Annotated in this window: 15 protein-coding genes; 5 read left to right on the top strand and 10 right to left on the bottom strand. The window is 65.8% G+C overall.

The features are described 5' to 3' along the window. Nucleotides 1-9: 9 nt before the first annotated feature. From ACSHV8_RS41875 to ACSHV8_RS41845, 7 genes are all read right to left on the bottom strand, one after another. On the bottom strand, nt 10-1407 hold the full coding sequence (locus tag ACSHV8_RS41875; RefSeq protein ID WP_436525339.1) for a tyrosine-type recombinase/integrase: 1398 nt from the start codon (nt 1405-1407) through the stop codon (nt 10-12). Then, on the bottom strand, nt 1404-1592 hold the full coding sequence (locus ACSHV8_RS41870; protein ID WP_436525338.1) for a helix-turn-helix transcriptional regulator: 189 nt from the start codon (nt 1590-1592) through the stop codon (nt 1404-1406). Before ACSHV8_RS41870 ends, ACSHV8_RS41875 begins: the two co-directional genes overlap by 4 nt. Before the next feature lie 120 nt (nt 1593-1712). Further along, nucleotides 1713-3662, bottom strand: coding sequence for a DUF3987 domain-containing protein (locus ACSHV8_RS41865; protein ID WP_436525337.1), 1950 nt, complete (start codon nt 3660-3662; stop codon nt 1713-1715). 39 nt (nt 3663-3701) lie between these two features. Further along, nucleotides 3702-4034: a hypothetical protein gene (locus ACSHV8_RS41860; protein ID WP_436525335.1), complete on the bottom strand. Its 333-nt coding sequence runs from the start codon at nt 4032-4034 to the stop codon at nt 3702-3704. 385 nt (nt 4035-4419) lie between these two features. Beyond that, nucleotides 4420-6573: a cell division protein FtsK gene (locus tag ACSHV8_RS41855; RefSeq protein ID WP_436537176.1), complete on the bottom strand. Its 2154-nt coding sequence runs from the start codon at nt 6571-6573 to the stop codon at nt 4420-4422. Nucleotides 6574-6777: 204 nt separating this feature from the next. Next, nucleotides 6778-7776: a hypothetical protein gene (locus ACSHV8_RS41850; RefSeq protein WP_436537174.1), complete on the bottom strand. Its 999-nt coding sequence runs from the start codon at nt 7774-7776 to the stop codon at nt 6778-6780. Further along, nucleotides 7776-8024: a DUF6284 family protein gene (locus ACSHV8_RS41845; RefSeq protein ID WP_436525334.1), complete on the bottom strand. Its 249-nt coding sequence runs from the start codon at nt 8022-8024 to the stop codon at nt 7776-7778. Before ACSHV8_RS41845 ends, ACSHV8_RS41850 begins: the two co-directional genes overlap by 1 nt. Nucleotides 8025-8238: 214 nt before the next feature. Here ACSHV8_RS41845 and ACSHV8_RS41840 point away from each other — a divergent pair, with 214 nt between their 5' ends. Then, nucleotides 8239-8847: a helix-turn-helix transcriptional regulator gene (locus ACSHV8_RS41840; RefSeq protein ID WP_436525332.1), complete on the top strand. Its 609-nt coding sequence runs from the start codon at nt 8239-8241 to the stop codon at nt 8845-8847. Then, a complete protein-coding gene (gene cutA / locus ACSHV8_RS41835; RefSeq protein ID WP_436525330.1) occupies nt 8844-9161 on the top strand; it encodes a divalent-cation tolerance protein CutA in 318 nt (105 codons plus the stop codon). The genes ACSHV8_RS41840 and cutA overlap by 4 nt, the downstream gene beginning before the upstream one ends. Before the next feature lie 34 nt (nt 9162-9195). Here cutA and ACSHV8_RS41830 read toward each other — a convergent pair whose 3' ends face one another. Further along, entirely contained in the window at nt 9196-9447 is a 252-nt protein-coding gene (locus ACSHV8_RS41830; RefSeq protein ID WP_436525328.1) for a GntR family transcriptional regulator, read from the bottom strand. Nucleotides 9448-9697: 250 nt separating this feature from the next. On the opposite strand from ACSHV8_RS41830, the gene ACSHV8_RS41825 reads away from it, so the two are divergent. Next, the gene (locus ACSHV8_RS41825; RefSeq protein WP_436525326.1) at nt 9698-10009 is read left to right on the top strand and encodes a hypothetical protein; all 312 of its coding nucleotides are present in this window, start codon (nt 9698-9700) and stop codon (nt 10007-10009) included. Beyond that, on the top strand, nt 10006-10227 hold the full coding sequence (locus tag ACSHV8_RS41820; protein WP_436525324.1) for a hypothetical protein: 222 nt from the start codon (nt 10006-10008) through the stop codon (nt 10225-10227). Before ACSHV8_RS41825 ends, ACSHV8_RS41820 begins: the two co-directional genes overlap by 4 nt. Before the next feature lie 159 nt (nt 10228-10386). Here ACSHV8_RS41820 and ACSHV8_RS41815 read toward each other — a convergent pair whose 3' ends face one another. Next, a complete protein-coding gene (locus ACSHV8_RS41815) occupies nt 10387-11850 on the bottom strand; it encodes a hypothetical protein (protein WP_436525322.1) in 1464 nt (487 codons plus the stop codon). A 125-nt stretch (nt 11851-11975) separates the two neighbouring features. On the opposite strand from ACSHV8_RS41815, the gene ACSHV8_RS41810 reads away from it, so the two are divergent. Next, complete coding sequence (locus ACSHV8_RS41810; RefSeq protein WP_436525320.1) at nt 11976-12971, top strand: YaaC family protein; 996 nt, start codon at nt 11976-11978, stop codon at nt 12969-12971. Here ACSHV8_RS41810 and ACSHV8_RS41805 read toward each other — a convergent pair. Beyond that, nucleotides 12950-14041, bottom strand: coding sequence for an IS630 family transposase (locus ACSHV8_RS41805; RefSeq protein ID WP_436525318.1), 1092 nt, complete (start codon nt 14039-14041; stop codon nt 12950-12952). The two genes, ACSHV8_RS41810 and ACSHV8_RS41805, sit on opposite strands and share 22 nt — an antisense overlap. Nucleotides 14042-14235: the final 194 nt, after the last annotated feature.

Here is a 14235-nt window from a genome sequence, read left to right as displayed (position 1 = left end):
CGAACGACGTCAGGCAGCCTGGTCGTTTGCCCTGTTCAACGCGGCTTCGATGCGGCGACGGGCCGCCTCGTCCTGGCCCTCGATGCACTTCGCGTAGACCTTCAACAGGACATGCACGCTATGCCCGGCCCACTCGGCGACCTGGGTGGCCGGCACACCCTCGTTGAGCCACAGCGAGACTGCCGCGTGTCGGAGGTCATACGGTCGCTTCGCCAGCGGCGTGCGCTGCTGGGCCGTTGTCAGACCGTGCCGCCTTGCGGCCCGCCACACCCGCGAGTAGGTCTCCTTCGACACTGGGCCATGCCCATACCCCTGGGTGACGAACAGCCGGCCCTCCGAGGTGTTCCCGTTCGCGGCGATGTGCCAGCGAAGCGCCCGGACCAGCGGCGGCGGTGCGGGCACGGGACGAACGGCCGTCTTCGCCCGGTGCTTCAACTCCCGGTCCTCCCGGACCGCCTTGCTGTCGTCGCCCCATCCCTCTCCGACGTGCTGAGTAGAGCCGGACAGCCGGAGCATCCCCCATCCCTCCTCGGGCAGCTCGCAATCCTCGATCCGCAGATGTAGGGCCTCCGCCGGCCGGAGCGCGGCGTAGTAGAGCAGCGCGAAGAACGCGACCAGGCGGGGATGCCGCTCGGCCACCACAGCGAGCAGGTGAAGCGCCTGCCCCGGGTTGACCACGGAGCGCCGGTCCACCTCGTCATCCGACTTCGGCGTGATCCACTGGACGTTCGCCATCGGGTGCGCCGGCAGCAACCGAAGCTCCACCGCGTACCGGAGCGCCCCGTAGAAGACCGCGCGCTTCCGAGCGATGGTCGTTGCCGCAGCCTGCTTGCCGTCCAGCCGAAGCGAAAGCGCGTCGAGTGCCTTCCGCACGACGGCAGCGTCTTGCAGGTCGTTCAGGCTGACCGTGTTGACGGCGAGCCATCGGACAGCGGGCGCGAGATCGTCCGGCGGCGGGCTGGCGTCACGCCGCGCCTTGTTGAAGGAGTACCCGTACAGGGCGCGACGGATTGCCGTCTCCGTCGGCACGCCGCGCTCCGTCTTGAGCAAGGCAGGGGTCACGTTCGCCAGAGCCTCAGCGATGCTCATGCGCTGCTTTGCAGCGGCGCGCGGCCACTTCATGTCGACGAAGGCGATCGCGTGGTCGTACCAAGATCGGCTGTTGCGCTCGCGAGCCATCGGCTCGGGCAGGCCGCTTGCCTCGTCGAACGCTACGCCTTGCCGTTGAGCGGTCAGCAGCTTCGCCCACTGACTCTCGGCGAGTGCCCGCGTCTTGAAGCTCTCGCCGAAGACGTGGCCCGCCACCACCCAACGAACTCGGTAGGTGCTGCGCGGCTTGCCGGTCTTCCGATCCTTGCCCTGGTGCTCCTGGATGGCCCAGATCTTGACGTCGAAGCTGGTCTTCATGCTGCTTGCGGTTCCTCTCGGGCAGACAGCCAGGACTCGAAATCGGTGCGTCGCATGCGGATCTGGCGGTTCGGCATCTTGTAGTGGCGCGGGGCGAGCCCGATGGCCTTCCAGCGGAAGAACGTCGATCGCGGGACAGCCATCAGGGCGAGGAATTCATCGAGGGTGAGAAAGTCGCTGGCCAACGGGTTCCGGCCTCCCTTGGCAGATCCTCTTAGGAGATGTCTGAAGCTGGGGGCTGACAGAACCGACAGAACCTCTGTCGGGGCTGGGTTGTGTCAGTTCTGTCGGTTCTGTCAGGCCGTCTACGAGGCGCGCCGTGCGCCGATCTGGTGCACGGTCGCTGCCGGCCGATGGACCTCGGGATGCACGAGATAGCTCGGCGACGGCGGCCGGCCGCCCGTCCGCTTCGGCGCAGGTGGATCAAGCGGCCGGAGATAGCCGTGCGCCTCCAGCACGGCCAGCGCCGGATCAAGGTCCGCCATGGTCTTGATCTGCGCGCACTGCACGGCCCGGAACAGCTCCCGCTTGGTCAGGGCGGTGGTGCCGGTGCGCTCGATCCAAGCGAGCACGTGCCGGGCGTTACGGGTCGCGACATCGGCACCCATGTCGTCAAACGCGCCCAGGGCGTGAGCGGCGTAGAACTCCCCGATCCGCGCGGCGCGATCCAGGGTCTCGGCCGTGATCGTGCCGGGCCATCCCGCGTTCGGATTCTCGGCGAGGTGGAGCAGGCCGGCGATACGGACTACCGCCCCGGTGTACTTGCTGCCCCAATCGACGATGTGCGCCCACGCCCCACCCGGCGCAAGGCGCGGTTCCACCTGGCGCTCGATGTCCAGCACCCGCTCGTTGGCCTCAGTGGCGAGCACCAGGACGGCCGGGTCGGTCCAGCCGGCCAGCGAAAGCACCAGCGAATGCAGGTTGGCCTGATAGGCGGCCGCCACCTCGGTCGGGATCGGATCGGTCCCGATCCTGCGTCGACCGACAGTGTTCTCCGGAACCGCGAACAGGATTCGGGCGAGCAGACCGAGTCCGCGGAAACCGGGCATCCCGGCGATGTCGCGCAGGATCTCGGGCTGTACCGCGAGTCCCATCGTGAGCGCCGGTTTGTCGACGTGCTCGGCTTCGCGGGATCGCCGGTCGACGCGCATCAGGTCGCCGGCGTGTCCCTTTAGGAACACTTCCAGGTTGGGCGTGCCGGAGTAGCGGCCGGCGATGGTCGCGAAGATTCCTCCTTCCGGTGAGAGAACAGCAAGCCGGCCGCCCTGCTCGGCGAGTAGGGATGCGGCGGTTTCGCTGGTGACGTCATCGGCGACCAGCCGAGGTTTGACCGGAACGGTGATCGCCTCTGCGTTCATCGCGGCGGCGGTCGCTTCCGCGATGGCCGTGTCGCGCCCGGATCCGTCCGCGTTCGCTGCGGCGATCGAGGCCTTCTCGGCGGCCTTGCCAGCGACTTTGGCGGCTAGCTCGGCCTCGATGATCGCGGGTGCCGTTCGCTCGATCATCGCCTTCTCCGCAGCGAGGATCGGCGCGACCATCGCGGCGAATACCGCGGACTTGCGGGAGCCGGGCGGTAGGACCACCACGGTGTAGAGGTTGGTCGGTTCGCGCCAGGATCCGCGTACCTCCACCTCCGCCCGGCCGCCGGCCGCAGTTGAAAGGCACGCCAGAGCGAGGCTCCCCGCGAGATCGGCCGGGGTCTGGGTGAACTCGGCGACCGCCCGGACATGCTCGGCCAGCCAGCCGGGTAGAAGGTCGGCCGGGAACGTGGGCAGATGCCGGCCACGTCCGAGCGGGATCAGTGCCGGCCACCCGCCCGGAACGTCCGCGTCGTCGAGCATCGCGCGGCCGGTAGCCACCAGCTCGGCCACGTTGGCGCCGGAGGCGGCGAGCCGGGAGAGCTGGTTTCCGAGGTCCGCGACCTTCCGTCGCTTCGCGAGGTCGGCGACGATGCCCGCGTAGTGCCCAGCGTTCGCGGAGGTCGGCACAGCCTCCAACAGGGTGTGGATGTACGGAGCGCCGCCGACCTTGTTGAGGTCCTTGTTCTCGGCGAGCCGCGTGGCGACGGTGATCGGGTCCGTCGGAGTGCCAGCCGCGTGCATCGAGCACATCGCCTGCCACAGCACACCATGTGCAGGGCGGCCGAAGTCGTCCGGCGACAGGATCGCCGCGAGTTCGCCCATTAGGTTCGGAGCGAGCAGCACAGCCCCGATGACTGCCTGCTCTGCCGCCTGGTCGTAACCGGCAGAAGCCATGAGACAAATCCCCTCTCTCGTCAGTTCAGCGGGCATGGACTAGGCCGACCGGCGGCCGAGCGCCCTCTGATCCGGCCGAGAGCCCAGAGCGCCGGGTCGCAGGGCGGCGACCGCCGCGAGCAGGTTGCGGATCCCACTCAGCACCTCGCCGAGCTGCGCGGCGGCGACGCTGGCACTGCGGTGCAGCGGCACCCGCAGGGTGATCGCCGCGTACTCGCGGTCGCCAGCATGGACTCGGGTGACGATGGCCCGACCGCCGGCCTCCGGGGCGACGATGATCGGCCTGCCGCGATGCTCGGCAAGGCCGCAGGTGTGGTCACGGACGCACCAGTCGGTGTGTGGGGTCGCGTCTCGGTGGAAGTGCGCGCTCATCGGGCGTCCCGGTGGCGACGGGCGAACTGGTTGTAGATCCAACGGCCGGCCCGCAGGCTGCGGCCGGTGCCGTCGCAGCGGCGGCACAGTCGGAACGCGCGGCCGGACGGCGAGCGACGCTTGCCGTCGCCGAGGCACTTGCGGCATGCCTTGAACGGCCAGACCCAGCAAGCAAATGCGTAGCCGAGAGTGACGGTGAGTAGTGCCAGGAACAAGCCGATAGCGGCAGTGAACTGGGGGTTCAAAACAGCCTCCCGGGCCGGTTTTTGGGTGCACGGGACCGTGGGCTGCTATCCGCTAGGTGGCAGCTCAGGATCTTGATCAGGTGCTAGCGGGAGTGCTAGCGCTAGCAGGGGATGCCGCTAGCGCTAGCAGCCTCGGGCAGTCAGTCCTTGGAGCGCTTGCGGTCACGTTCCGCGATTGCGGACAGGAGATCGGTGTGCTTGATCCCGCGACGGGTGACCGGCTTGCCGTCGATGCGCCGGCCGACGTCGGCGACCTTGATCGCGGGGTGCGGCTTGAGCGCAGCGGTCAACTGCGCGGCCTCCCAGCCGCCGTACACGTCCGGCCGCAACTCGGCCAGGCTGGCGCACAGGGTCTCGTTCCATGCCGATTTCTCGCCCGCCGGCCACACCCGCGCCAGGTCGTCGAGCACGCTGTGCGTCGGGCCGACCTCGCGCTCAGCCGGGAAAGTCGGGACATTGCCAGCGGCCATCCGCAGCGCGACCGCGCGGACCACGATCCGAGTGGCGGCGATCGTGTCCACATAGAAGGAGCGAACGGCGGCCGCGCCGGGGCCGAAGCCGCGCAGGATGCCCCAGCCGGCCTCGTCGACCGGCCGGAACACCGTTGCCCGGTAGCCGTTCTTGTAGGCCGAGGTGCCGAGGATCATGTCGTTCGCGGTCTGGTCAGCAACGCTGAGACAGAACCGGGAGTTGACGTTGCGGGTGATGCCGGTCGGCAGGCTGTCTTTGTCCGGGATCTGCGTGCCGATCAGGATGATGATCCCGAGCGCCCGGCCGAGCTTGATGACCTTCTCCAGGATCTCGCCGGCTTCCTTGCCGTATTTGCTGGTCATCAGCTCTTGCAGCTCATCGAACCAGGCCACGAGCGGGTGCAGCCCCGAGCCCTTCAAGCTGGCCAGCTCGGGCGTGACCTTGTTCTCCGGGGCCTTGCCCATCCGGGCGTAGTGCTCAATCCGCTTCGACCGGCGGCGGGCTTCCTCGTACAGCCACTCGATGAACCCGAAGCACTTGGCCAGGGTTTCGTCATCGAAGCCGTTGCCGTACTCGGCCATGACCGGTTCGAGGACCGCGAAGTCGCCGACGCCCTTGAGTTCGTAGCCTCGGATTTCGGCCCGCGCGTCCAGGCTCGCGGCCAGGAGCAGGTCACGCAGCGCGAACGTCTTGCCGGAGCCGGGCTGGCCGCCGAACAGGAAGTTGCGGAACATCATGTCCACGGCCACGGTGTCCAACCGGGGCGTGGTGGCGAACGCGAACGGCTTGAACAGGTCGACCTTCGCGGACTCGGACAGTAGCGGCCAGGTCGGCTGTTTCATCTGCGACGCGGGCTCGTAGCCGACCCACAACGCCAGCCGGCCGGTGTGTCCCGGCGCGGTCTCCGGCCAGACCTGATCCAGCGGAAGGCGCATCGCCGAGGCCAGCCGGCCGCGCCGGGCGATCACCTCGGACGCCTCGACACCGTGCGGCAGATCCACGATCGCGAGGTGCCCGGGACCGTCGCGGTGGATGTCCATCGGGAAGCTGATCGCCTTCGGATCCTTGCCCACTGCGGAGTTGATCGCACCGATCTGTACGGAGGTCAGCGCCCGACGCACCAGCTCGGCGGTGAGCTTGCGGTAGCGGGTGCCTTCGGTGACCCGGTCGGTCAGCGGCTTGTCCGCCGGCCGACCGCGAGTGGCCAGGAACGGCACAGCAACCGCGCCGGCCGCGATGCTCCACCAGAGCGGGCCCATGTACAGCGTGATCGAGCCGGCCACGATCGCCGCAGCGAAGAAGGCGAGGACCCACCAGCGCCACGAGGACTGGCGCTGTCGGCGCGCATCGAGCTTGAGCCAAACGTCGGCCTCGCCACGCTGTGCCGCAGCCTGCCGGAGGTGCCAGTTCCCCTCCTCGGCGGTGGCCCAGTGCAACGCCTGTCCGATTCCGCGGAACAGCCCGACCGGTGCCCACAGCGCCGTTTTCGCCGCGTACTTCGGCGACCGGACTGCGTGGTAGGCCAGCACGTAACCGGCGTCCTTGACCTGGTGCCGCACCGCAGCCTTGAAGCCGCGCCAGGACCGCGCCCAGTCCGCCAGGATCGGCCGGCGCTCGCGCCGGCGCACCAAAATCTCGGCCGGGATGTCCTCCGCCATGTCGACCGGGCCAGCATCGGTGGCGGGAGTGTCATCGATCGTTTCGGCGTCGTCATCGTCACCGGCGAACGGCCGGGGCATAGCCGAACCGGGATCGGTTTTCCGCGCCCGAGCCTTGTCCAGATCCAGAACCTCGGCCTCGCCATCGGCGAGCGCGGCTTCCATCGCGGCGTCTTCCCACTCGAAGTCGTCCAGTTGCGTGCTCACGCCCGGACCTCCGTCTTGTTGGTCGTGCCCAGATCGGTGTGCAAGGTGAGTCGGCGGTGCGAGAACATTGAGGTCTCCCTCGGAAGTTCTTCGGGACTGATGGGTAGAAGACCGGCGGCACGGCGTCTGCTTGGCGGTAGGTGGCCGTGCCGCCGGGCGGAGCTAAGCGACGTTCTGGGCGGGAGTTTCCGCAGGAAGCGGCCCGGATCGTGACGCGTCGGTGACGCGGAGAACCGCGAGGTGACGGCGCGCGGTCGAGACAGAGACGCCCGCCTTCGCAGCGATTTCCGAGACCGGAGCGGCAGGCATCTTGGCGATCGCCTTGGCGACCTTCTCGGCCGACACGGGACGCGGCATGACGCGTTTCGCGGGTGTCTTCGTGACCGGCGGGGTCGGCACGACCGTCGCGGGGGAGGCGGTATGGAACCAGAGCGCGCGGTCGCCACGCTGTCGCACCTCGCCGATGATCGAATCGTCGGCGGTCAGACTCAACCGGGCGAGCCGAGCCGTGCGGCGGCGACGCAGCCGAGGTGAGCCGTGGTTAATCCGGTGATAGAGCATGGTCATCTGCTGAGTCAGCCGCTCGCGGTGCACGGTCTGCACGTCCCGCTCGCCGGGCTCCACCGCGCCGATCGCCAGCAGCAGTCGACGCGGCGTCCACCGCCAGGTTGACGCGTCCGCCGGCCGTTTCGCCGCACCGCCGACCAGGCCGTCCCACCACTGCTTGGTGACCAACAGCGGAATCAACATCCGTAGCGCCGTTTCGGCCAGCGAGTGCGAGGCGATGCCAGCGATACCGGACATCGCTACGGCAACCGTCCACGCGGTCGCGCCGAACCGGCCGGGCCAGCCGAAGTCCCGCATGTGCCGCTTAGCGCGGATCATCGCCAGCGACAGCAGCGCCTCGAACACGAAGAACAGCAGCAGCGTCAGGCCCAGCGGGAAGTGCAGCCGGTTTTGGGCGATCTCCCACACCGCCTCCGAGGACCAGCCGAGGCCGATCATCATCACGACGTTCGACAGCGCGTCGTCCGGCCGCTCGCTGCGGGCGATCTTCCGGACGCGCCGGGCCACCCACACCAGGAAGGCCACCGCGACCACAAGGCCAGCGAGCATCACCTCTCGCCGCTCGACCAGGGCGCTCAGGTTCTCGGGGATCATCACGCCACCGCCTTCAGCACGGTGGGACGCGACGCCAGCTCGGCGGCGACGGCAAGCGTCCGGGCCTCGGCCCGGCGCAAGCGCCTCCAGTCCAACTCGGACGGCCCGCCCTTCTCAGCCGCAACGATCAAGGCGATCTCGGCGTCCAGTACGTCCAACTCGGCAGCGATCAGCGGCCACTCGGCCTCGATCGCGTCCAGTTCCTCTACCGACGGCTCGTCGCCATTCTGGTGGTGAAGCCTGCTCACGAGATGTCCTCCGGGATGGGGCGCCGGCGAGGCAGCGACAGCTGTCCCACGCAGCGACAAGACACGGATGTGACCTCTAAGTCCTCCGAAGAGGACGTTTAGGTCCCCCAAGGCATGGAGACTCATGAGTCCCTATGTCAAGGACTAATCCGTCCTCAAGACGGACTGAGGAGTCTCCTTGCGGGGACTGATTCGTCCCCGCACGATTGAGGACATGGAGATGGCAGACGTGCTGCGACAGCGGCGAGCCGAGCTGGGCATGTCTCAGACGGACCTCGCGGCAGCCGCCGGCGTGGACAAACGGCAGATCAGACGCTACGAGGCGGGCGAGCAGCAACCAGTGCTCTCCGTCGCGGTGGCAATCGCGAACGCACTCAAGATCTCGGTCGGCGAGCTAGCCGGCATCCCGAGCCACAAGGTGAACCTGTCCGGCGACTGGTGGGCATCCTGGCAGACGTTCAAGGACTCGGAAGAGGTCATCACCGCGCAGGAAGTGCAGCTTCGCCAGCAGGGCGACCTGATCAATCTTCAGACCACCACGCGTGGGATCGAGGTGGAGGACGGCGGCTACCACTGGCGCGGTGAGCTGCGCGTCTGGGACAACGAGATCTTGATGGGCTGGTACGTCGCTGATGACGGATCGGTCCGGTCCAAGGGCACGTTCTACTTCGTGCTGCACCCGCACGGGCAACGACTCGAAGGCCGCTGGGTCGGCCTCAGTCATGACGGAAAGATCGTCACTGGGTTCGGCGGTATGGCTCGCACGGAGGAGGAAGCGCGCGACACGATCGCCAGCCTTCGCGGGCAGGAAACCCCAGCGTGAGTGAGGAGGTCTGCGAGGTCATCATCACCGCGCCCGACGCCGAGTGGCTCGCCGAGTTCACCCGCCGCCTGGTCGATGACCGGCTCGCCGCAGCCGGCCACAACATCACGCCGATCCGATCCATCTACCGATGGCAGGGCCAGATCTTCGACAAACAGGAAGCCCGGGTTGCGCTGCACACGCGACGCAGCCTCGTACCTCAGATCATCGAGCGGACGAACCGCGAGCATCCGTACGAGGTGCCGTGCGTCGCCGCAATGACGTTCGACGGCAATCCCGCGTACGTGCAGTGGGTCTTGGACGAGACCAGCTAAGCCGGCCACACGGGCGGCACGTCGCGTTGCACGCTCAGCCCTGATCCGGATCAGGCGACGAGGGTGCAACGTACGTTCCGCGGTGGGGCACGGTGAAGACCAGGCCCTGCTCCCGGAGAACCGCAACGGCTCGGCGGACCGTCCCCCGGGCCACGCCGAATTCCTGGACGAGTTGCAACTCGCTCGGGATGGGCCGATTCGGCTGCCACTCCGCACGCTGAATCCGCTCGGCAAGGATCTCGGCGAGCTGGCGGTAGGGCGGAACAGGCCCGTCCGGTTCGATCACGCAATCAAGCTAAATGACCAACATCGACCAGATAACAGCAACTACGTATTTAGACGTTCAAAGACAACCTTGAACAAGCATGAACAGGAATCGAATGAGTCCCGCTGATCGCTGACCTAGGAGGCATACGTGAAACAGACCCAGTTCCACAACGGCACCGCGTTGACCCAGGACCCACCCAACGAACACGGAATCGAGCAGCCGGACGAATTCATCGATCGGAATCCCGCCCAGAGAAGAGGTGGCCCGGATGGTGCCGCGCACCGGTGATGTGTTGCTCGTCGGACGACGGGCCAGCGTCCAGTTCGCAACGCCAATCCTGTTCCGGGTGATCCGGCTGCACGACCGGACGACGTACGCCGGCTGGCTATGGATCGACGGCTACGAACTCAACTCGGCCGGCGACGCCGTCGAGCGCCGGTCGATCTTCGTCCAGAAAGACGGCCTCCGGAAGGCCAGCCCGGCACCGCGCCGGCGGCCAGGGGTGCCTCCCGTCGCGGGAGTCAGCCCTGACTGTCCGGCACCCCCGCCGGTCCGCCAACCCCAAAGGAGTGACCCATGACCACCACCACCGAAAACCGGCCGCCGACCCTGGACTACGACGCGATGGCCACCGTCCTCGCCGAAACGATGGGCGACTACGGCTTCCTGTTCGTCGAGGACCCGATGGTCCCGGCCCTATCCGCCTCGCTGCGAGCCTTCGTCACCGCAACCGGCCTGCCTATCAACCCGCTAAACGAGGATGTCTGCGACGGATACGTGGAAATCCCCTCGCTCTAAGTTGAGTTTTCCGGCCGTGGTGTGCAGCGATCCGAGTCCAAACCCGGGTCGCTGCACCTCCGCCTCAGAAAGCCAGAATCCGCAATTTGAGGCCCCGAATGCCGCTCCGATATCGAAGCACCGAGCTTCATCGGATGGCTGGAGTGCTTTTCTTAAATCTCATCGCCTGCGTTTTAGCTTTTTCAGTTTTCGCGGCAGCTTCCCGTCCTGGACACCAGCAGCACCCTTACTCTTACTCTCCACCACGTTACTACTAGCCGACTGACTTTCGCTCGGCTGAATATCCGTCGGCCCATCCGGCAAGGATTCCGCGCCCGAGCCACCAAAATCCGTCTTAGTGAGTTCCTCACGCGCAGCAAGATCCTCGGCTGCACGCCAACGCAAGAAGAATGCGAAGTACGGATCCGAGATATGGAGAGTTGTGAGGCCCGCGTCGTAATCGACGACCGGCTCGCCCTCAAGTTCTCGCGCGATCTTCGTCATCTCGCCCAGAATTCTGGTGATTTCCTGACCTGATGGGGCGTCTTCCGCAGAAGCAATTTCCCGCATTGCGGCGCGAAGCTGCTCATAGCTAATGCTCGTGAGCGGACCCGTGTGACCCATGGCCATCAATACGGCACCATAAATGTCGACCGTAAGGCCATTCTTCAATGCGCGAGATTTACGGTCAGTTCGCTGCCTGGGGCCGCGCACAAGCATGTCGAACGCAGTCTTTGACGCGTTCGAGATTGAGCGCTCCTTGAAAAAAGCTTCCCACATAGGCTCATGGAGAGGAGCTGGAGGATCCTGCCTCTCTCGATAGCCGCTGCCCTTGACCGTCTGAAGGCAAAAGTCTTGCATCAAGTGTGGACTGGCGAAGCTTTCCTCAGCAAGCTTACTCGCAATAAAGCCGTCTTCGTCGACCACCTGCAGGGCGTTAAAACCCTTCTCTGCGATCCCTCGAAGCTCAGAATTTGACCAAAAACCGATGGATAGCTGCTCCACCCTGCCGGTCATTTCCTTTTCGACCCGCATAACGTCATAAGCTCGATGCGGAACAGCGATAACAATGACCGGAACGCCATCAAAAACTAAATCTTTCAGAGAGCGCACAAGCTCCATCTGAACGGCAGGATCAATGTAGTGGAAGTCATCGATAATGAGCGGCAACCTTTGACTTCGCAGCATCTGGCGCGCCGAGATTTCGGTCGGCCTGCTCCGAACGACTTTATCCCCTGATGTAGATGACGTTGCAATCTGCCCAGCAACACTTACTTTCGTAATTCCTGGGATAATTTGCGTCTCGCCGGACAGAGTTCCAGTTGAGCCATCCGTGGTCTGCCTGGATTCCTCAATGGAAATAATCGGCGCCAACTCTGCCGCGACCGTGCTCCAAAGATCAGAAGGAGACTTAATCGCGCCGCCCGACGTCCAGATAGCCTCGGTTTCCTTCAGGACATTTTTAACGAGAACGGTCTTTCCGGTCTTAGTTGGGCCGAAGACGGACAGAACACGATTACGCTCTTCGAGATAGTCCCGCACTTGAGTCTCAAGGCCGAGCTGATCTCGCGGATTATACGTAACGGTCGGAAGACCTCCGGCAACAAAGACCTGTGCCGCGGTCAGCTTCGTTGGCCTGCTCACGGGCTCAATCGTATCGGACCGAAATGATCTCTATAGGTTGGCTACAGGCACGTCCTCGGGCCGTCTCGCCACCTTGACACCCAATACCGCTTTCCGCAGCCGGAAATTGACGGTATCAACATCTGGTGATCGCCGAAGCGTGGCGCGACATTCGCGCTCTACGAGCCCAGCCCACCGGGCTTGCCGCCGCTGACCTCGACCGGGCTGCCTTGTTCAAAGCAGCGCTGCGCCAGGCCGAGGACCTCGCCGTTGCGGCAAGCGCCTCTGACTACGCGACCAGCCCGCTCACCCTGTTCTACGCGGTCGAGCAGGCCGGCCAGGCCATCATTCAAGCGCGGAAGCCGAGCATCAGCGAAACCGTGTCATCGCACGGGTTGACCCTTCGGCCGTCTGATGACGGGCTGCTTACGTCGAGGATGTGTCCGCCGCGACAGCAGAGCACGAGGCCGGGCGGCTTTCAGGACGTATGCGCAACTATCGGCTCGCCGTCGCTCACGAGTTGCACTGAACTGGGGGCCCTGTGGGCGGCTAATCCCGACCTTGCTGGCGTGCCTATCCCCGCGATGCTCGGAAGTTGGGCACGGCCCTTGGAAAGCCGACTTGGGTCCCGTTGGCTGCTACCCCGCTATGACGGGCCGGTCATCGATCTGGCCACGCAACTCACCGCCACCAGCGGTGAAGCAACCGTACAGATCGACATACCCGGGAAAACCGCTGCTGAGGTTCTAGAAGTCATGGCGGGCTATCCCTCGCTGGCCAGCGCCCGCCCACTCAAGATGGGACCCTGGGGAGATCGATTCGCGGACGGATCGGACACGGTCATCCGCAACGCCGACGCCTCTCCGTGGAGCCCCCTCGCCTATATCGCTGTCCCCGCACCCCACCAGATGCTCCTCCAGGACTACTGGCGACTGCTGGACAGCCTCTTCTCGGTCACCGAGGAACAGAACGGCGAGGTGCACGGGATTGCTCTGCCGGCGGTCGGTGGCCGCCCCGCGCCGATCCCACTGATGCTCTGGTGGGCCTTGCTGCTCGGCCTTTCCTCGCTGGTCCGCTATCACCCGACCGCCTGGACCCGCGCAATCGACCTAGTGCCTCGTCATGCGGCCTTGAACGGGTAATCCGGGTGGCGGATCTTGGACTCGGTCGCGTATCCGGTTTTCGGACGGGCTCGCTGGTTGTGCCAGCGGATGTAGTCACCGATCGCCGTGTCCTGCTCGGCGTGGGTGCGGTGGTCGGTGCCGTTGAGGGCGAAGTAGCGCAGGGCGGCGAACTCGGCCTCGATCCAGTTCAGCCACGAGCTGTAGGTCGGCAGGAAGACAAGGTCGATGTCGTTGGCCTGGCACCAGGCCCGGACGGTCGGATGCTTGTGCGGGGAGAAGTTGTCCAGGATCAGGTGCAGCGTCTGTCCTGGCCAGCGGCGTCGCAGGCTCTTGAGGAAGGCGAGGAACTCGCCCGAGCGTTTCCGGTCCCTGATCCGGTAGTGGATCTTCCCGGTGGCCAGGTCGAGGCTGGCGATCATGTGCCGGACCCCGTGGTCACGGTGGTAAGTCGCCCGTAGCCGGACCGGCTTGCCCGGTGGTTTCCAGGCTTTGCCCGGCCGGGGCTGCAGGTTCAGCGGCCCGAACTCATCGACGCAGACGACCCGCCCGCCGGCCGGTGGATGGTCGTAGAGGTCGAGGACCCGGCGCATCTTGGCGGTGAAGTCCGGGTCGTTGCTGGCCTTCCACGTCTTCGACTGCTGCCAGGTCACGCCGCGTTCGTGCAGGATCCGCCGGACCGTCTCGATACTGATCGTGGCGACCCGGCCGCTCTCGATCAGGTAGTCACGCAGCTTCGACAGCGACCAGCAGGAGAACGGCTGGCCCAGGAATCGGGGGTCACATCGGGCGATCACGCAGATCCAGTCGCGGACCGGCTCACTGATCTTGTTCGGTGTGCCCCCTCTCCATTTTGGGTCCAGCGCGTCGAACCCCCGCTCGTTGAACGCGTGGATCACGTCGCGGACGTAGTCCTCGGTGGCCTTGAGCAGGTACGCGATGTCCGGCGCCGGCTGGCCCTGGCCGGACATCAGCACGACGATCGCCCGGCGCAGCTTGACCGGGTTTTTCGCAGTCCGCGTGATCTTCTGCAGCCGTTGACCTTCGGCCATCGACAGTGCCCGCACGAACACTTCCGGGCGTCGTCCCACCCGGCATCACCTCCCACACCACAACGCGAGAGGAACAGCCTGCCCGAAACGGCCTCAGAACCGACGGATTACACGGCCAACGTTCAAAGACGAGGCACTAGACACGTCTGTACTGGCGGCACCACTTCGCGAAGTAATCGATCTTGCAAAGGTACGGGTCCCCGAGCGACTACTGTCTGCGCTCACTGAAATCC

The organism is Actinoplanes sp. HUAS TT8, from assembly GCF_051380535.1.
Classification (GTDB): Bacteria; Actinomycetota; Actinomycetes; order Mycobacteriales; family Micromonosporaceae; genus Actinoplanes.
The sequence above is the reverse complement of the archived record's forward strand: the minus strand, read 5'-3'. Positions and strand labels throughout refer to the sequence as shown.

Coding starts and splice junctions, on each gene's coding strand:
- ACSHV8_RS41850 (WP_436537174.1), bottom strand. CDS start 7,776: ATGATCCCCGAGAACCTGAGCGCCCTGGTCGAGCGGCGAGAGGTGATG.
- ACSHV8_RS41840 (WP_436525332.1), top strand. CDS start 8,239: ATGGAGATGGCAGACGTGCTGCGACAGCGGCGAGCCGAGCTGGGCATG.
- ACSHV8_RS41875 (WP_436525339.1), bottom strand. CDS start 1,407: ATGAAGACCAGCTTCGACGTCAAGATCTGGGCCATCCAGGAGCACCAG.
- ACSHV8_RS41825 (WP_436525326.1), top strand. CDS start 9,698: ATGGTGCCGCGCACCGGTGATGTGTTGCTCGTCGGACGACGGGCCAGC.
- ACSHV8_RS41865 (WP_436525337.1), bottom strand. CDS start 3,662: ATGGCTTCTGCCGGTTACGACCAGGCGGCAGAGCAGGCAGTCATCGGG.
- ACSHV8_RS41820 (WP_436525324.1), top strand. CDS start 10,006: ATGACCACCACCACCGAAAACCGGCCGCCGACCCTGGACTACGACGCG.
- ACSHV8_RS41860 (WP_436525335.1), bottom strand. CDS start 4,034: ATGAGCGCGCACTTCCACCGAGACGCGACCCCACACACCGACTGGTGC.
- ACSHV8_RS41855 (WP_436537176.1), bottom strand. CDS start 6,573: ATGGAAGCCGCGCTCGCCGATGGCGAGGCCGAGGTTCTGGATCTGGAC.